13 protein-coding genes are annotated in these 14,043 nt (G+C 63.5%); 8 read left to right on the top strand and 5 right to left on the bottom strand.

Features of this window, described 5'->3' with window-relative positions; genetic code table 11:
• Positions 1–21: 21 nt before the first annotated feature.
• Both QKY98_RS19130 and yaaA read right to left on the bottom strand, forming a co-directional pair.
• Entirely contained in the window at positions 22–1,482 is a 1,461-nt protein-coding gene (locus tag QKY98_RS19130) for a mannose-1-phosphate guanylyltransferase/mannose-6-phosphate isomerase (protein WP_027598484.1), read from the bottom strand.
• 397 nt (positions 1,483–1,879) lie between these two features.
• Complete coding sequence (gene yaaA, locus QKY98_RS19135) at positions 1,880–2,659, bottom strand: peroxide stress protein YaaA (RefSeq protein WP_284671404.1); 780 nt, start codon at positions 2,657–2,659, stop codon at positions 1,880–1,882.
• 353 nt (positions 2,660–3,012) lie between these two features.
• On the opposite strand from yaaA, the gene QKY98_RS19140 reads away from it, so the two are divergent.
• From QKY98_RS19140 to moaE, 4 genes are all read left to right on the top strand, one after another.
• The gene (locus QKY98_RS19140; protein ID WP_144947426.1) at positions 3,013–4,404 is read left to right on the top strand and encodes a PhoH family protein; all 1,392 of its coding nucleotides are present in this window, start codon (positions 3,013–3,015) and stop codon (positions 4,402–4,404) included.
• Positions 4,405–4,490: 86 nt separating this feature from the next.
• Complete coding sequence (gene moaC, locus QKY98_RS19145) at positions 4,491–4,970, top strand: cyclic pyranopterin monophosphate synthase MoaC (protein WP_027598486.1); 480 nt, start codon at positions 4,491–4,493, stop codon at positions 4,968–4,970.
• Complete coding sequence (locus tag QKY98_RS19150; RefSeq protein ID WP_007161878.1) at positions 4,967–5,218, top strand: MoaD/ThiS family protein; 252 nt, start codon at positions 4,967–4,969, stop codon at positions 5,216–5,218. Before moaC ends, QKY98_RS19150 begins: the two co-directional genes overlap by 4 nt.
• 2 nt (positions 5,219–5,220) lie before the next feature.
• Positions 5,221–5,676 carry a molybdopterin synthase catalytic subunit MoaE gene (gene moaE, locus QKY98_RS19155; protein WP_284671405.1) on the top strand — a complete coding sequence of 152 codons (456 nt, stop codon included), beginning with the start codon at positions 5,221–5,223 and terminating at the stop codon, positions 5,674–5,676.
• A 286-nt stretch (positions 5,677–5,962) separates the two neighbouring features.
• Here the strand turns inward: moaE and rhlB are convergent, their stop codons facing one another.
• From rhlB to QKY98_RS19170, 3 genes are all read right to left on the bottom strand, one after another.
• Positions 5,963–7,468 (bottom strand): ATP-dependent RNA helicase RhlB, encoded by a 1,506-nt coding sequence (gene rhlB / locus QKY98_RS19160; protein ID WP_027602993.1) that lies wholly within the window; start codon positions 7,466–7,468, stop codon positions 5,963–5,965.
• 95 nt (positions 7,469–7,563) lie between these two features.
• Positions 7,564–8,514, bottom strand: a complete 951-nt coding sequence (locus QKY98_RS19165; RefSeq protein ID WP_037007313.1) for a GGDEF domain-containing protein — start codon at positions 8,512–8,514, stop codon at positions 7,564–7,566.
• Between the two features lie 199 nt (positions 8,515–8,713).
• Entirely contained in the window at positions 8,714–9,358 is a 645-nt protein-coding gene (locus QKY98_RS19170; protein ID WP_027598491.1) for an alpha/beta hydrolase, read from the bottom strand.
• A gap of 384 nt (positions 9,359–9,742) precedes the next feature.
• Here QKY98_RS19170 and QKY98_RS19175 point away from each other — a divergent pair, with 384 nt between their 5' ends.
• From QKY98_RS19175 to QKY98_RS19190, 4 genes are all read left to right on the top strand, one after another.
• On the top strand, positions 9,743–10,771 hold the full coding sequence (locus QKY98_RS19175) for an amino acid ABC transporter substrate-binding protein (RefSeq protein ID WP_027602995.1): 1,029 nt from the start codon (positions 9,743–9,745) through the stop codon (positions 10,769–10,771).
• 99 nt (positions 10,772–10,870) lie between these two features.
• Entirely contained in the window at positions 10,871–12,058 is a 1,188-nt protein-coding gene (locus tag QKY98_RS19180) for an amino acid ABC transporter permease (RefSeq protein WP_284671406.1), read from the top strand.
• A 9-nt stretch (positions 12,059–12,067) separates the two neighbouring features.
• Entirely contained in the window at positions 12,068–13,168 is a 1,101-nt protein-coding gene (locus QKY98_RS19185) for an amino acid ABC transporter permease (RefSeq protein ID WP_027602996.1), read from the top strand.
• 10 nt (positions 13,169–13,178) lie between these two features.
• A complete protein-coding gene (locus QKY98_RS19190) occupies positions 13,179–13,946 on the top strand; it encodes an amino acid ABC transporter ATP-binding protein (protein ID WP_027598495.1) in 768 nt (255 codons plus the stop codon).
• The last annotated feature ends 97 nt before the right edge of the window (positions 13,947–14,043 follow it).

Consider the following 14,043-nt stretch of genomic DNA (forward strand, 5'->3'; position numbering starts at 1 on the left):
TTCATTGCCGCACAGCGAGGCTTAGCGGGTCGACGCCTTGCCTGCCTTGGCGACTTCCAGGGCCTGGGTGTCGACGCGGCCATAGATGTCTTCGAAGCGGACGATGTCGTCCTCGCCCAGATAGCCACCGGACTGCACTTCGATCAGCTCCAGCGGTACCTTGCCGGGGTTGGCCAGGCGGTGCACGGAGGTCATCGGGAGGTAGGTGGACTGGTTTTCGGTCAGCAGGAAAACCTTGTCGTCACAGGTGACCTCGGCGGTACCCGAGACCACGATCCAGTGCTCGGCACGGTGGTGGTGCATCTGCAGCGACAGCTGGGCGCCCGGCTTGACGGTGATGCGCTTGACCTGGAAGCGCTGGCCCATGTCGATGGAGTCGTAGGAACCCCAGGGACGGAAGACTTCCTGGTGGGCCTTGACCTCGTTGCGGTTCTGCTTCTCGAGGGTGTTGACCAGCTTCTTGACGTCCTGGACCTTGTCCTTGTGGGCGATCATGACGGCGTCCTTGGTTTCCACCACGACCACGTCGTCCAGACCGACCAGGGTCACCAGCTTGCCGTTGCCGTGCACCAGGCAGTTGCGGCTGTCATGCAGGACGACGTCGCCCTTGATGACGTTGCCGTTGTTGTCCTTGGCATGCACGTCCCACAGCGCGGACCAGGAACCGACGTCGTTCCAGCCGGCGCTCATGGGCACCACGCAGGCGCGGGTGGTCTTTTCCATCACGGCGTAGTCGATGGAATTGTCCGGGCAGACGGCGAAGGTGGCGGCATCGATGCTGATGTTGATGCCGTCGATGCTGCTGCGCTCAAGTGCCAGTAGGCAGGTGTCATAGATGTCGGTGTCGTGCTTCTTCAGCTCTTCCAGGAAACGGCTGGCGCGGAACAGGAAGATGCCGCTGTTCCAGCAGTAGTCGCCGGAAGCCACGTATTCGGTGGCGGTGACGGCATCGGGCTTCTCGACGAAGCGCTCGACGCGGGACACGCCCTGGGGCAGACCGTCGTTGGAACCGGTCTTGATGTAGCCGTAGCCGGTCTCGGGCGCGGTGGCCGGGATACCGAACAGCACCATCTCGCCACGCTCGGCGGCGGCGGCGGCCTGTTGCAGGGCGGCCTTGAATTCGGCTTCGTCCTCGATCACGTGATCGGCGGGCAGCACCAGCATCAGGTCGTCCTTGCCGTCAGCGACCAGTTGCATGGCGGCGATGGCCACGGCCGGTGCGGTGTTGCGACCGAAGGGCTCCATGATCAGCGCCTGCGGCTTGCACTCGACGGCCTTGAGCTGCTCTTCCACCAGGTAACGGTGTTCGGCGTTGCAGACGATGATGGGGCAATCGATGCTGCCCTCGCAGCCCAGGCGATTGATGGTCTCTTGGAACATGGTCTGTTCGCTGGTCAGTGCCAGGAACTGCTTGGGGTAGAGCTTGCGCGAGAGGGGCCAGAGTCGCGAGCCGCTACCACCGGACAGGATGACGGGAATCATGGGCGTTACTCCTTCAGCGTCTGCTGATTTGTGGCCGCTGTCCCTGAGGTCGGGACGAAGCGTCCATGCTTCGAAAGATCAACCGGCCGACAGGTCGACCGGTACAAATTGAACGTGCGGACTGATTGCCTTTGGCCAGCATGACCCAGGGCAAGGACCAGACAAAGACAGAATCAAACGAAAGTGGTTCTCAGCGAATTTTCCTTTTTCCGGAAAGGCAGCGGTTTTGAGATGTCCGGCAACTTTTCGCGCCTGAAACGTCTCCGCTACGGGGCTGAAACCTTTTTTATTGGAGGGAGATGACAGTCTTTCACGGATGGCAGGCGTCGAATGTGACCCCCTAGCCAGTTCGATGGCCCGATGTGCGGGCAATTGTGCCATCCGTCGATTCGCTCGGCTAATCCGGCGCCGCATCGCGCAGGAACACCAGCGTATCGGCCGAGGATCGCTCGCTCGAATAGCGATAACCCTGGTCGTCGAAGTCGCGCAGGTCGTCCACCGCGGTGACGCGCTGCTTGATCACGTGCCGCGCCATCAGGCCGCGGGCCTTCTTGGCGTAGAAGCTGATGATCTTGTAGTCGCCATTCTTGAGATCGCGAAACTCCACGTCCACGACCCGGGCCTGCAGGCGCGCGCGGCGCACCGCGCTGAAATACTCGTTCGAGGCCAGATTCAGCAGGACATCGTCACCCTGAGCCGCGAGATCCGCCTTGAGCCAGTCGCTGATACGCTCGCCCCAGAAGGCGTAGAGGTCCTTGCCACGTGCGTTGGCGAACTTGGTGCCCATCTCCAGGCGATAGGGTTGCATCAGGTCCAGCGGCCGCAACAGGCCATAGAGTCCGGAAAGCATGCGCAGGTGGCGCTGGGCGAAGTCGAAATCCTCTTCCTGGAAGTCTGCGGCGGCCAGGCCGGTGTAGACGTCGCCCTTGAAGGCCAGCAGCGCCTGCTTGGCATTCTCCGGCGTGAAGTCCGGGGTCCAGCTGCCGAAGCGGGCGACATTGAGGGTAGCGATCTTGTCGGACACCCCCATGAGCGCGGCGACCTCCGCCGGCGCGAGCTGCCGGAGTCCGTCGATCAGCTCACGGGAGTGCTCCAGGTATTGCGGCAGGGTATGGCGGGACGTGCTCGGCGGCGTGCTGTAGTCCAGCGTCTTGGCGGGTGAAATCACCATCAGCATCGGCTTGGCTCCTCTTGGCGAGGCGCCATTCTAGAAGCCTCCGCCGCTGGGCTCCAGTGGCCCTTGCCGATGGGATCGATAGGTATTGACCACGCTCCCGGGGCGAGGTTGCCAGGCCAGGCAGCAGGAAATACCGGTCCGCGAAAAAAACCGGGTACCGCCAAAAAAAGCCTTTGTGCCTCAGGCCTTTTGCGTTATTACCGAAGTGTCCGTCGCATCTCTCGGGTCCCGTGCCCTCATGTTGGCCGGTCCGTGAACCCGTTGCTGGAGCGACGGCACCTTTCGCAGCGGAGCGTCGTCTGGCGCTCCGTCGACAGGCTTGCGAGTCAAGCGTTTCTACGAGGTGACCGAGTATGGATGATCACGGACGTTCCCGCCCCACCCAGCCCACCCTCTATGTGCTCGACACCAACGTACTGATCCACGACCCCAACGCGCTGCTCAATTTCGAGGAGCACCACGTCGCCATTCCCATGACGGTCCTGGAGGAACTCGACAAGCTCAAGACCGGCAAGCACAACGTTGCCGCCGAATGCCGGCAGGCGATCCGCCTGATCGACAGTGTCCTCGCCGAATCCTCGCCCGAGGACGTCGAACGGGGCGTACCCATCCCCCGCGGCAAGGGCGAGGCCAAGGGGCGGCTGTCCATCCTCATGGGGCGTCGCGCCGGGCCCATGGCCTGTCTGCCCGACGACATCAACGACAACCGTATCATCAACCAGCTCGTCGAATTGCGTACCCAGCATCCCCAGGAGCGGGTCGTGCTGGTGACCAAGGACATCAACATGCGCCTCAAGGCGCGGGGCTGCGGCATCGCCGCCGAGGACTACCAGACCGACCAGTTGCTCGACGACGTCTCCCTGCTGTCCCAGGGTTATCACAATCTGCCGGGATCCTTCTGGGACAACGTGAGCAAGGTGGAAAGCCGGCAGGAGCTGGGCCGGGTCTGGCACCGGGTGCAGCTGTCGGCCGAGATGCCGCCCTTCAACGTCAACGACTTCGTGCTCGACGAGCAGGGCTTCGTCGGCTGGGTCAAGGCGGTGCGCGATGGCGAGGTCATCCTGCTCGACATGCACCAGGAACCGCTGATGCACCAGGAAGCCTGGGGCCTCAAGCCACGCGACATCTATCAGGCGCTGGCGCTGTTCGCCCTGTTGGAGCCGGATATCCACCTGGTCAACCTGACCGGCGCGGCGGGTTCGGGCAAGACCATCCTGGCGCTGGCCGCGGCCATCGAACAGACCATGGTCACCAAGAGATACCGGCGGATCATCGCCACCCGCAGCGTCCAGGGCCTGGACGAGGACATCGGCTTCCTGCCCGGGACCGAGGCCGAGAAGATGGAGCCCTGGCTGGGCGCCATCACCGACAACCTCGAAGCCCTGCACATGGATGACCACAACCCCCACGGCAGCGTGGACTACATCCTCAGCAAGGTACCGCTGCAGTTCAAGTCGCTGAACTACATCCGCGGCCGCAGTTTCCAGCAGAGTCTGATCCTCATCGACGAATGCCAGAACCTCACCCCGCACCAGATGAAGACCATCATCACCCGTGCCGGCAGCGGCTCCAAGGTGATCTGCCTGGGTAACCTGGCGCAGATCGACACGCCCTACCTCTCGGCCACCAGCTCGGGCCTCACCTATCTTTCCGAGCGCTTCAAGGGCTTCAACCACGGGGTGCACATCACCCTGCAGGGCGTGCCCCGTTCCGTCCTCGCCGAATACGCCGAGGCCCATCTGTAACTCCCCCGATCCCCGTCCGGCCACGGGCGGGGATCAAATTCCCAACCGCGGGTCTACAATGGCAGGTCTTTTCCAGGAGTCATGCCGTGCTGACCCATCTCGATTCCCAAGGCCGTGCCAACATGGTCGATGTCACCGACAAGCAGGTGACCTTCCGTGAAGCCACCGCCGAAGCCCGGGTGCGCATGCGTCCGGAAACCCTCGATCTGATCCAGAGCGGTGGCCATCCCAAGGGCGATGTCTTCGCCGTGGCCCGTATCGCCGGCATCCAGGCGGCCAAGAAGACCGCCGACCTCATCCCGCTCTGCCATCCGCTGATGCTGACCGGCGTCAAGGTCCAGCTGGCCGCCGAAGCGCCCGATGGGGTGCGGATCACCGCCACCTGCAAGCTGTCCGGCCAGACCGGGGTGGAAATGGAAGCCCTGACCGCCGCCAGCGTCGCGGCCCTGACCCTTTACGACATGTGCAAGGCGGTCGATCGGGGCATGACCATCGAGGCGGTACGGCTGCTGGAAAAGAGCGGCGGCAAGAGCGGTCATTTCCGCGCCGAGGAGCAACCGGCATGATCCGCGTGCAATTCTTCGCCCGCTATCGCGAAATGCTGGGCCGCGCCGAGGATAGCCTGGCCTGGGCGCCTGAGCTGGCCACCGTTGGTGACCTGCGCGAGCACCTGGTCCAGCGCGGCGGCAGCTGGGCCGAGACCCTGGGTGAGCGGGGGCTGATGTGCGCGCGCAACGAAGAACTCTGTGGTCTGGCCGAGCCGCTGCGCGATGGCGACGAGGTCGCCTTCTTTCCCACCGTGACCGGAGGTTAGCCATGGCCATTCGTGTGCAGGCCGCGGCCTTCGATCCCGGCCAGGAACTCAATGCCCTGCATGCCGCCAACACCGGTATCGGTGCCGTGGTGGGTTTCGTGGGGTATGTGCGGGATTTCAATGACGGGCGCGACGTCGGCGGCCTGTTCCTCGAACACTTTCCCGGCATGACCGAAAAGGCCCTGGCGCGCATCGTCGAGGAGGCGAAGCAGCGCTGGCCGCTGCTCGGGGTCGATATCCTGCATCGCATCGGTCGCCTGGAGCCGGGCGAGCCCATCGTCTTCGTCGGCACCGCCAGCGCCCATCGCCAGGCCGCCTTCGACGCCTGCAATTTCGTGATGGACTATCTCAAGACCCGCGCACCCTTCTGGAAGAAGGAAGATACGGCCGAAGGCCCGCGCTGGGTGGAAGGCCGCGCCAGCGACCAGGATGCCGCGGGGCGTTGGGCGAAAGAGTGATGGGGTAGGGTGGAAAACCGCGTAAGCGTTTTCCACCTGCTGCTTCAAGGCTGGCGGTGGATGAGGCTACGCCGTCATCCACCCTACGACAGGTGATTTCCAGCGGCTGGCAATCACCGCGCGTGCGCAGCGCTAACACTTATCGCGGCCATGGGTCGCTCCTACAGAGGCGCGATACAGGTGTAGGAGCGGCCGCATTGGCGGACCGCCATGGCCGCGATAAGAGAGGTTCAGCAAGCGGTCGCGTTGGTAGGCCACTTAGGGGGGGCGTTCCAACGCGTCTGCCCTAGCGCTGCCGCGGGACCGACTTGAGCAATTCGGCCGGGGGCATTTCGCAGGAGATCTTGCGACCCAGCAAGGTCTCGATGGGCGGCAGGGCGAAGGCGTCGTCCTCGCCGGCGAAGCTGATCGAGGTGCCGCTGGCGCCAGCCCGACCGGTACGGCCGATGCGGTGCACGTAGTCGTCCGGATCTTCCGGCAGGGTGAAGTTGATCACGTGGCTGATGCCGTCGACGTGAATGCCGCGACCGGCCACGTCGGTGGCCACCAGCACGCGGATCTTGCCGGCGCGGAAGCCTTCCAGGGTCTTGATGCGCTTGTGCTGGGGCACGTCGCCGGACATCTGGGCGGCGCTGATGCCGTCCTTGGTCAGGCGTTCTTCGATGCGGCGCACCTCGTCACGCCGGTTGGCGAACACCATCACCCGCTCCCAGTTGTTCTGGGCCACCAGGTTGTAGAGCAGCTTGTATTTGTCGCTGGAAGAGACCGCATAGACGTGCTGCTCGACGGTATCGCTGGCCACGTTTTCCGGCTCGATCTCGACGATGGCCGGATCGGTGGTCCACTGCCGCGCCAGGTTCATCACGTCGTCGGTGAAGGTGGCGGAGAACAGCAGGGTCTGGCGTTCGCTCTTGGGCGGGGTCTGGCGGATGATCTGGCGAACCTGGGGAATAAAGCCCATGTCCAGCATGCGATCGGCCTCGTCCAGCACCATCACCTCGACCATGTCCAGGTGCACCTCGCCGCGCTGATTGAAGTCCAGCAGGCGGCCCGGGGTGGCAACCAGGATGTCGCAATAGCGCGCTTCGAGCTGCTTGAGCTGCTTGTCGAAGTCCATGCCGCCGACAAAGCTCATGACGTTGAGACCGGTGTACTTGGCCAGGTCCAGAGCGTCGTTGGCGATCTGCACCACCAGTTCACGGGTCGGCGCGATGATCAGTGCCCGCGGTTCGCCCATGTACCTTTCCTTGGGCGGCGGGGTGGTCAGCAACTGGGTGATCGTCGAGATCAGGAAGGCGGCGGTCTTGCCGGTACCGGTCTGGGCGCGACCGATGGCGTCCTTGCCCTTGAGGGTGAAGCCCAGCACCTGCGCCTGAATCGGCGTGCAGTAGGGAAAGCCGAGGTCATGGATGCCGTGCATCAGCCGCGGATCCAGCTTGAAGTCGTGGAAGCGGGTCTTGCCTTCCTGCGGCTCGACCACGAAGTCTTCCAGTTTCCAGGTGTCGACCGGCTTGGGCTTGCGCGGACTGCGTTCGCGACGCGGCTTGGCGGCTCTTTCCGCCTGCGCGCGGGGTTCCTGTTTTTCAGTCTGGGCGCGCGGCTCCTGGCTGCGCGATTCGCCTGAGTTGCGCGGTTTGCGCGGCGCCCGCTCGGCCTGGGGCTCGGGCGCGATGGGTGCAGAAGAGGAGGGGGCGGCAGGAGCGACGCTGGGGGTAGCTTGGGGCGCAGGGGAGGGAGTCGGCTGAGCGACCTCCTGATCCTTGCCCAGAAATTTTTTGAGTGCCTTGAGCACGGAGGGTCTCGATCATCGAAAGCGGAATGAGACCGCAGTGTAAAGCAACCTACGTGCCCGGCAACAACTACCTGCCGAACGCAAGCGCAATCCGCTCAGCCGCTGATCCGATTGCGCCCGGCATCCTTGGCCTGGTAGAGCGACTTGTCCGCACGCCCTACCAGTTCGTCCAGGGAGTCGGCCTTGCGCATCTGGGCCAGGCCGATGGACACGGTCACCCCCGGCAGCTTGCCGCAGGGCGAATAGAAGTCCTTGATCTCCGCCAGGCTCTGGCGCAGGCGCTCGGCGATGGCGATGGCTTCGTCGCGGTCGATCTCCGGCAGCAGGATGACGAACTCCTCGCCGCCATAGCGCGCCATGCTGTCCTTGGGTCTCAGCTGGTCGCGCAGGGTGTTGGCCACCAGGCACAGGGCGTAGTCGCCCGCCAGGTGCCCATGGGTGTCGTTGTAGCGCTTGAAGTGATCCACATCCAGCATCAGCAGGCTCAAGGGCTGCCGATTGAAGGCGCAACGGGTGCTCTCGCGCTCGAACAGCTGTTCGAGCCGCCGACGATTGAAGAGGCCGGTCAGGGTGTCGACATTGGCATTGCGTTCGGTATCGACGATGAGCTGGTTGCCACGGCGCATCCGCTCGCAGAGGATGCCGAGCAGGTTGTGCATGGCTTTGGAGGAGCGCTCGATCAGTTCCAGCACCAGATCGCGGTGCAGGCAGAGCACCTGGGTGTCGGCCTCGGCGATGACGTGGGCGCTGGGTCGCTCGCTGTCCATGAAGCTGATCTCGCCCGAGCATTCGCCCGGACCCAGCAGATAGATGGGCGGATTGTCCGGCGAGCCCAGGTGGACCCGCAGGCGACCCTCTAGGATCAGATACATGTACTGGTTGAGCATGGCGGGCGAGAGCAGGCACTCACCAGCGACCAGGCTGCGCGTGGCCGAGCGGGCGATCAGGGCTTCCAGCAGATAGGTCTCCACGCCCTTGAACAGGCGCAGGTCCTTCAGGGAATCGACCGGGACTTCGGCCAACCAGACCGACAAGGGGGCAGCCATCAAAGGATCACCCCGGGGACTGAAAGGAAAACTCGGGCCATAGCTGCTCCATGCACATCACGACCTTCAGGCACCCACACTGGACCGGATGGGTACCTCAAAGTTCGTTCGCTTTGCCCTTTCCAGGCCTCCCTTCGCGTCCAGATTCTGCAAATTGTCGACCGGTTTCCAAAAACGAAGCGGTCCGGCAATTCGCCCTTTATTTTCCGCCGAGACGTGCCAGCAGCCAGCCCTGGATGTCCTGGATCTCCGCGGGGATGACCTCGTGGCGCATGGGGTAGCTGTGCCAGAGCGCTTCCACGCCCGCGGCCACCAGCGCCTCGTAGGCGGCCCGCCCCAGGGCCAGGGGTACCACGTCGTCCTGCTCGCCGTGCAGGCACAGCACCGGGGTGGCCCCGCCCCGATTGACCTGGGCGTCCTCGAAGCTGGGCGCATAGGTCGACAGCGCCATGACGCCGCCCAGTGTCGGGCAGGCGGTGTTGTAGGCGGTGTGCAGGACCACGGCGCCGCCCTGGGAAAAGCCGGCCAGCACGATGCGTTCGGCCGCAATGCCCTGGGCCTGCTGGGTCTCGATCAGTGCCCGTACCGTGGCGGCCGAGGCGTCCAGCTGGGCGCGGTCGATGGCCCGGGCCGGATTCATGGCCAGGATGTCGTACCAGGACGGCATGGCCCAGCCGCCATTGATGGTGACCGCCTGGGTGGGCGCCTGGGGCAGGACGAATCGGGTCGACGTCAGGCTGCGCTGCAACAATTCGGCAACGGGTTCGAAGTCATGCTGGGTTGCACCCAGGCCATGCAACCAAATGACGCAGCTATCGGCGGTTCCGCTAGGCGATTCCAGCACAAGAGGCGAATTTTCCAAGGCTTTGCTCCAGTTTGGTGCCACTAAAAATGGGTGTGGTAACAGATGGTGCACAAAATGCGTGTCGCATTTTCGTAATTCTGTTGTTCGGCTTTTTGCTCGAAGTCACGCGATTGCCGGGTTTGAGCGAAGTGAGCAGCTGTCGCATTCACTGGTCCGCAAATTGCCTCATCTAGGCTGCGGCCAGGTAGTGCACTAACAGGTAACACTGACTCACTGCTTCGTCACGCCTTCCAGCGCGTCTCCTCCATCCCTTGATAGAGGACGCCCAGGGATCGGGTGGGCGAGTTACACGGCAATCAGGCGAGAGACATCGTGCTGCCGTGCGACTGGAAACGTAATTCATAAACAAAGTGGAGCTTATCGATGAAGATGGTGAAGTCTACCCTGGCAATTCTGACCACCGCCGCTGCTCTGGGCCTGTCCGGCATGGCTCATGCGGGCGCTACTCTGGATGCAGTGAAGAACAAGGGTTTCGTGCAATGCGGCGTCAGCGATGGCCTGCCGGGTTTCTCCTTCACCGACTCCAAGGGTGAATACAAGGGTATCGACGTGGACGTCTGCCGCGCCGTCGCCGCCGCCGTGTTCGGCGATGCTTCCAAGGTGCGTTTCACCCCCCTCACCGCCAAGGAGCGCTTCACCGCGCTGCAGTCCGGCGAGATCGACGTCCTGTCGCGCAACACTACCTGGACCAGCTCCCGCGATGGCGGCATGGGCCTGATGTTTACCGCCGTGACCTACTACGATGGCCAGGGCTTCCTGGTGAACAAGAAGCTGGGTGTGAAGAGCGCCAAGGAACTGGACGGTGCCACCGTGTGCATCCAGGCTGGTACCACCACCGAGCTGAACCTGGCTGACTACTTCCGCTCGAGCGGCATGAAGTTCACCCCCATCACCTACAGCACCTCCGACGAAAGCGCCAAATCCATGGAAGCCGGTCGTTGCGACGTGCTGACCTCCGACCAGTCGCAGCTGTACGCCCAGCGCATCAAGCTGGCCAAGCCCGACGACTACGTCGTATTGCCCGAGGTCATCTCCAAGGAGCCCCTGGCTCCCGCCGTCCGTCGTGGCGACGAAGACTGGTTCACCATCGTCAAGTGGGCTCAGTTCGCCATGGTCAGCGCCGAGGAAATGGGCCTGACCTCCGCCAACGTGGAAGCCCAGGCCAAGGATTCCAAGAATCCTGACGTGCGTCGTCTGCTGGGTACCGATGGCGAATTCGGCAAGGACCTGAAGCTGCCGAAGGACTGGGCGCTGAACATCGTCAAGCAGGTCGGCAACTACGGCGAAGTCTTCGAACGTAACGTCGGCATGGGTTCCGATCTGAAGATCAAGCGTGGTCTCAACGCCCTGTGGAACGCAGGCGGCCTGCAGTACTCCCCGCCGGTCCGTTGATCTCGGCGCCCTAGTCGCCGACACCTTCCGGATGTGCAGATTCTCGCCCTGCAGCGCTGTTCGCGCTGCGGGGCGAGGATTTAATGAGGCTTCCAGTAGATGCAAAACGTTAGCAAAACCTCGCCACCAGTCCGTGGGTCGCTACTGACCGACCCTCAGGTGCGTTCGTGGCTGTTCCAGGTCGTCGCCGTAGTCGCCGTCGTGGCCTTCGGCTGGTTCCTGTTCAACAACACCCAGACCAACCTGTCTCACCGGGGGATCACCTCGGGCTTCGGCTTCCTCAACAACTCCGCCGGCTTCGGCATTCCCCAGCACCTGGTTCCCTATACCGAGGGTGACACCTACGGCCGGGTATTCCTGGTCGGTCTGCTCAACACCCTGCTGGTCTCGGTGATCGGCATCGTGCTGGCGACAATCATCGGCTTCACCGTGGGCGTGGCGCGGTTGTCCAACAACTGGCTGCTGCGCAAGGTCGCCATGGTCTATATCGAGATCTTCCGCAACATTCCGCCGTTGCTGCTGATCTTCTTCGTCTACTTCGCCGTCCTCGCGCCGCTGCCTGGCCCGCGCCAGAGTCTGAGCCTGGGTGACGCCTTCTTCGTCAACAACCGCGGCCTGTACATGCCGGCCCCGAGCGCCGATGCGGGCTTCATTCCGGGCCTGATCGCCTTTCTGATCGCCGTCGTGGCGAGCGTCGTGGTGTTCCGTTGGGCCCGCAAGCGTCGGCACGCCACCGGTGAACGTTTCCCGGTGCTGTGGACGATCCTGGCGCTGCTGATCGGCATTCCGCTGCTGGCGACCCTGGTGTTCGGCAAGCCGTTCCACTGGGAGCTGCCGGAGCTGCAAGGCTTCAACCTGCGCGGTGGCTGGGTGATCATTCCGGAACTGGTCTCCCTGGCGCTGGCCCTATCGGTCTATACCGCGGCCTTCATCGGCGAGACGGTACGGGGCGGTATCCAGGCGGTCAGCCATGGTCAGACCGAGGCAGCCAGCTCCCTAGGCCTGCGTCCCGGGTTGACCTTGCGGCTGGTGATCATTCCCCAGGCGCTGCGGGTGATCATTCCCCCGCTGACCAACCAGTACCTGAACCTGATGAAGAACTCCTCCCTGGGCGCCGCGGTGGGCTATCCGGAGATGGTGGCGCTGTTCGCCGGCACCACGCTGAACCAGACCGGCCAGGCCATCGAGACCATGGCCATCACCATGAGCGTGTACCTGGCCATCAGCATCAGCATCAGCATCCTGATGAACTGGTACAACAAGCGCATCGCGCTGATCGAGCGTTAAGGAGCGCGTATGAGTAACCAGACCCATACCTTCAAACCGGACCTGCCGCCGCCACCCTCCAGCGTCGGTGCCCTGGCCTGGATTCGTGGCAATTTGTTTTCCAGCGTCGGCAATACCCTGCTGACCCTGCTCGGCCTCTACCTGGTCTGGCTGATCGTGCCGCCGGTGGTGAACTGGGCCTTCCTCAATGCCACCTGGAGTGGCACGACCCGGTCCGATTGCGCGCCGGGCGGTGCCTGCTGGGTGTTCATCAAGGAACGCATCGGCCAGTTCATGTACGGCTTCTACCCGGAAGACCAGCGCTGGCGGTTCGACCTGACCGTGGTGCTGGCCGTGGTCGGCGCCATTCCGCTGTTCCTCGACAGCTTCAAGCACAAGGCTCGCTACGGCCTGTCCCTGCTGGTGATCTACCCGCTGGTGGCCTTCTGGCTGCTGTACGGTGGTCTGGGCCTGCGAGTGGTCCCCACCAGCGAGTGGGGCGGCCTGATGCTGACCATCGTCATCGCGGCGGTGGGCATCGTCGGCGCGCTGCCGCTGGGCATCCTGCTGGCCCTCGGCCGCCGCTCGAAGCTGCCGGCGATCAAGGTCATCTCGGTGACCATGATCGAGTTCTGGCGGGGCATCCCGCTGATCACGGTGCTCTTCCTGTCGTCGGTGATGCTGCCGCTGTTCCTGCCCGAGGGCATGAACCTCGACAAGCTGCTGCGCGCCATCGTCATGGTGATCATCTTCGAGGCGGCCTACATCGCCGAAGTGGTCCGCGGTGGCATGCAGGCCATTCCCAAGGGCCAGTACGAGGCCGCTGCCGCCATGGGCCTGGGCTACTGGCGAACCATGGGCCTGGTGATCCTGCCGCAGGCGCTCAAGCTGGTGATCCCGGGCATCGTCAACACCTTCATCGCGCTGTTCAAGGATTCGAGCCTGGTGATCATCATCGGCCTGTTCGACCTGCTCAACAGCATCAAGCGCGCCACCTCGGATCCGGCCTGGCTGGGCATGTCCACCGAGGGCTATGTGTTCGCCGCGCTGATCTACTGGGTTTTCTGTTTCGCCATGTCCAGCTACTCCGCTCGCCTGGAGCGCAAGCTGAACACCGGCCACAAGCGTTAGGAGTCATCAGATGAACGTAAGCAACAAGCAGCAGGTCGACAGCAGTAAGGTCATGATCCAGCTCAAGGACGTGAACAAGTGGTACGGCCAGTTCCACGTGCTCAAGGACATCAACCTGACCGTGACCCAGGGCGAGCGCATCGTGCTGTGCGGGCCGTCCGGCTCGGGCAAGTCCACCACCATCCGTTGCATCAACCGGCTGGAAGAACACCAGAAGGGCCAGATCATCGTCGATGGTACCGAGCTGACCAACGATCTCAAGCAGATCGAGACCATTCGCAGCGAAGTGGGCATGGTGTTCCAGCACTTCAACCTCTTCCCGCACCTGACCGTGCTGCAGAACTGCACCCTGGCCCCCATGTGGGTGCGCAAGATGCCGAAGAAGCAGGCCGAAGAAATCGCCATGCACTACCTGCAGCGGGTGCGCATTCCCGAGCAGGCCAACAAGTTTCCGGGCCAGCTGTCCGGCGGCCAGCAGCAGCGCGTGGCCATCGCCCGGGCGCTGTGCATGCAGCCGCGCATCATGCTGTTCGATGAGCCGACCTCGGCGCTCGACCCTGAGATGGTGAAGGAGGTGCTGGACACCATGATCGGTCTGGCCCAGGACGGTATGACCATGCTCTGCGTGACCCACGAGATGGGCTTTGCCCGCACCGTGGCCAACCGGGTGATCTTCATGGACAAGGGCGAAATCGTCGAACAGGCCGCTCCGGACCAGTTCTTCGACAACCCGCAGAACGAGCGTACCCGCCTGTTCCTTGGGCAGATCCTGCACTAAGCGCGGCCGGGGCGGCGACCTGTCCGCCCCGGTCGTCCTGCGAACCCAGTCACGGGCGTTCGGCGGGAAGGCGGGCAAAGGGCCGCAAGGCGCGGTA

It is taken from the genome of Pseudomonas sp. HR1 (assembly GCF_030175875.1).
Lineage (GTDB): Bacteria > Pseudomonadota > Gammaproteobacteria > Pseudomonadales > Pseudomonadaceae > Chryseomonas > Chryseomonas oryzihabitans.

Coding starts and splice junctions, on each gene's coding strand:
- QKY98_RS19130 (WP_027598484.1), bottom strand. CDS start 1,482: ATGATTCCCGTCATCCTGTCCGGTGGTAGCGGCTCGCGACTCTGGCCC.
- yaaA (WP_284671404.1), bottom strand. CDS start 2,659: ATGCTGATGGTGATTTCACCCGCCAAGACGCTGGACTACAGCACGCCG.
- QKY98_RS19140 (WP_144947426.1), top strand. CDS start 3,013: ATGGATGATCACGGACGTTCCCGCCCCACCCAGCCCACCCTCTATGTG.
- QKY98_RS19150 (WP_007161878.1), top strand. CDS start 4,967: ATGATCCGCGTGCAATTCTTCGCCCGCTATCGCGAAATGCTGGGCCGC.
- moaE (WP_284671405.1), top strand. CDS start 5,221: ATGGCCATTCGTGTGCAGGCCGCGGCCTTCGATCCCGGCCAGGAACTC.
- QKY98_RS19165 (WP_037007313.1), bottom strand. CDS start 8,514: ATGGCTGCCCCCTTGTCGGTCTGGTTGGCCGAAGTCCCGGTCGATTCC.
- QKY98_RS19175 (WP_027602995.1), top strand. CDS start 9,743: ATGAAGATGGTGAAGTCTACCCTGGCAATTCTGACCACCGCCGCTGCT.
- QKY98_RS19180 (WP_284671406.1), top strand. CDS start 10,871: ATGCAAAACGTTAGCAAAACCTCGCCACCAGTCCGTGGGTCGCTACTG.
- QKY98_RS19185 (WP_027602996.1), top strand. CDS start 12,068: ATGAGTAACCAGACCCATACCTTCAAACCGGACCTGCCGCCGCCACCC.
- QKY98_RS19190 (WP_027598495.1), top strand. CDS start 13,179: ATGAACGTAAGCAACAAGCAGCAGGTCGACAGCAGTAAGGTCATGATC.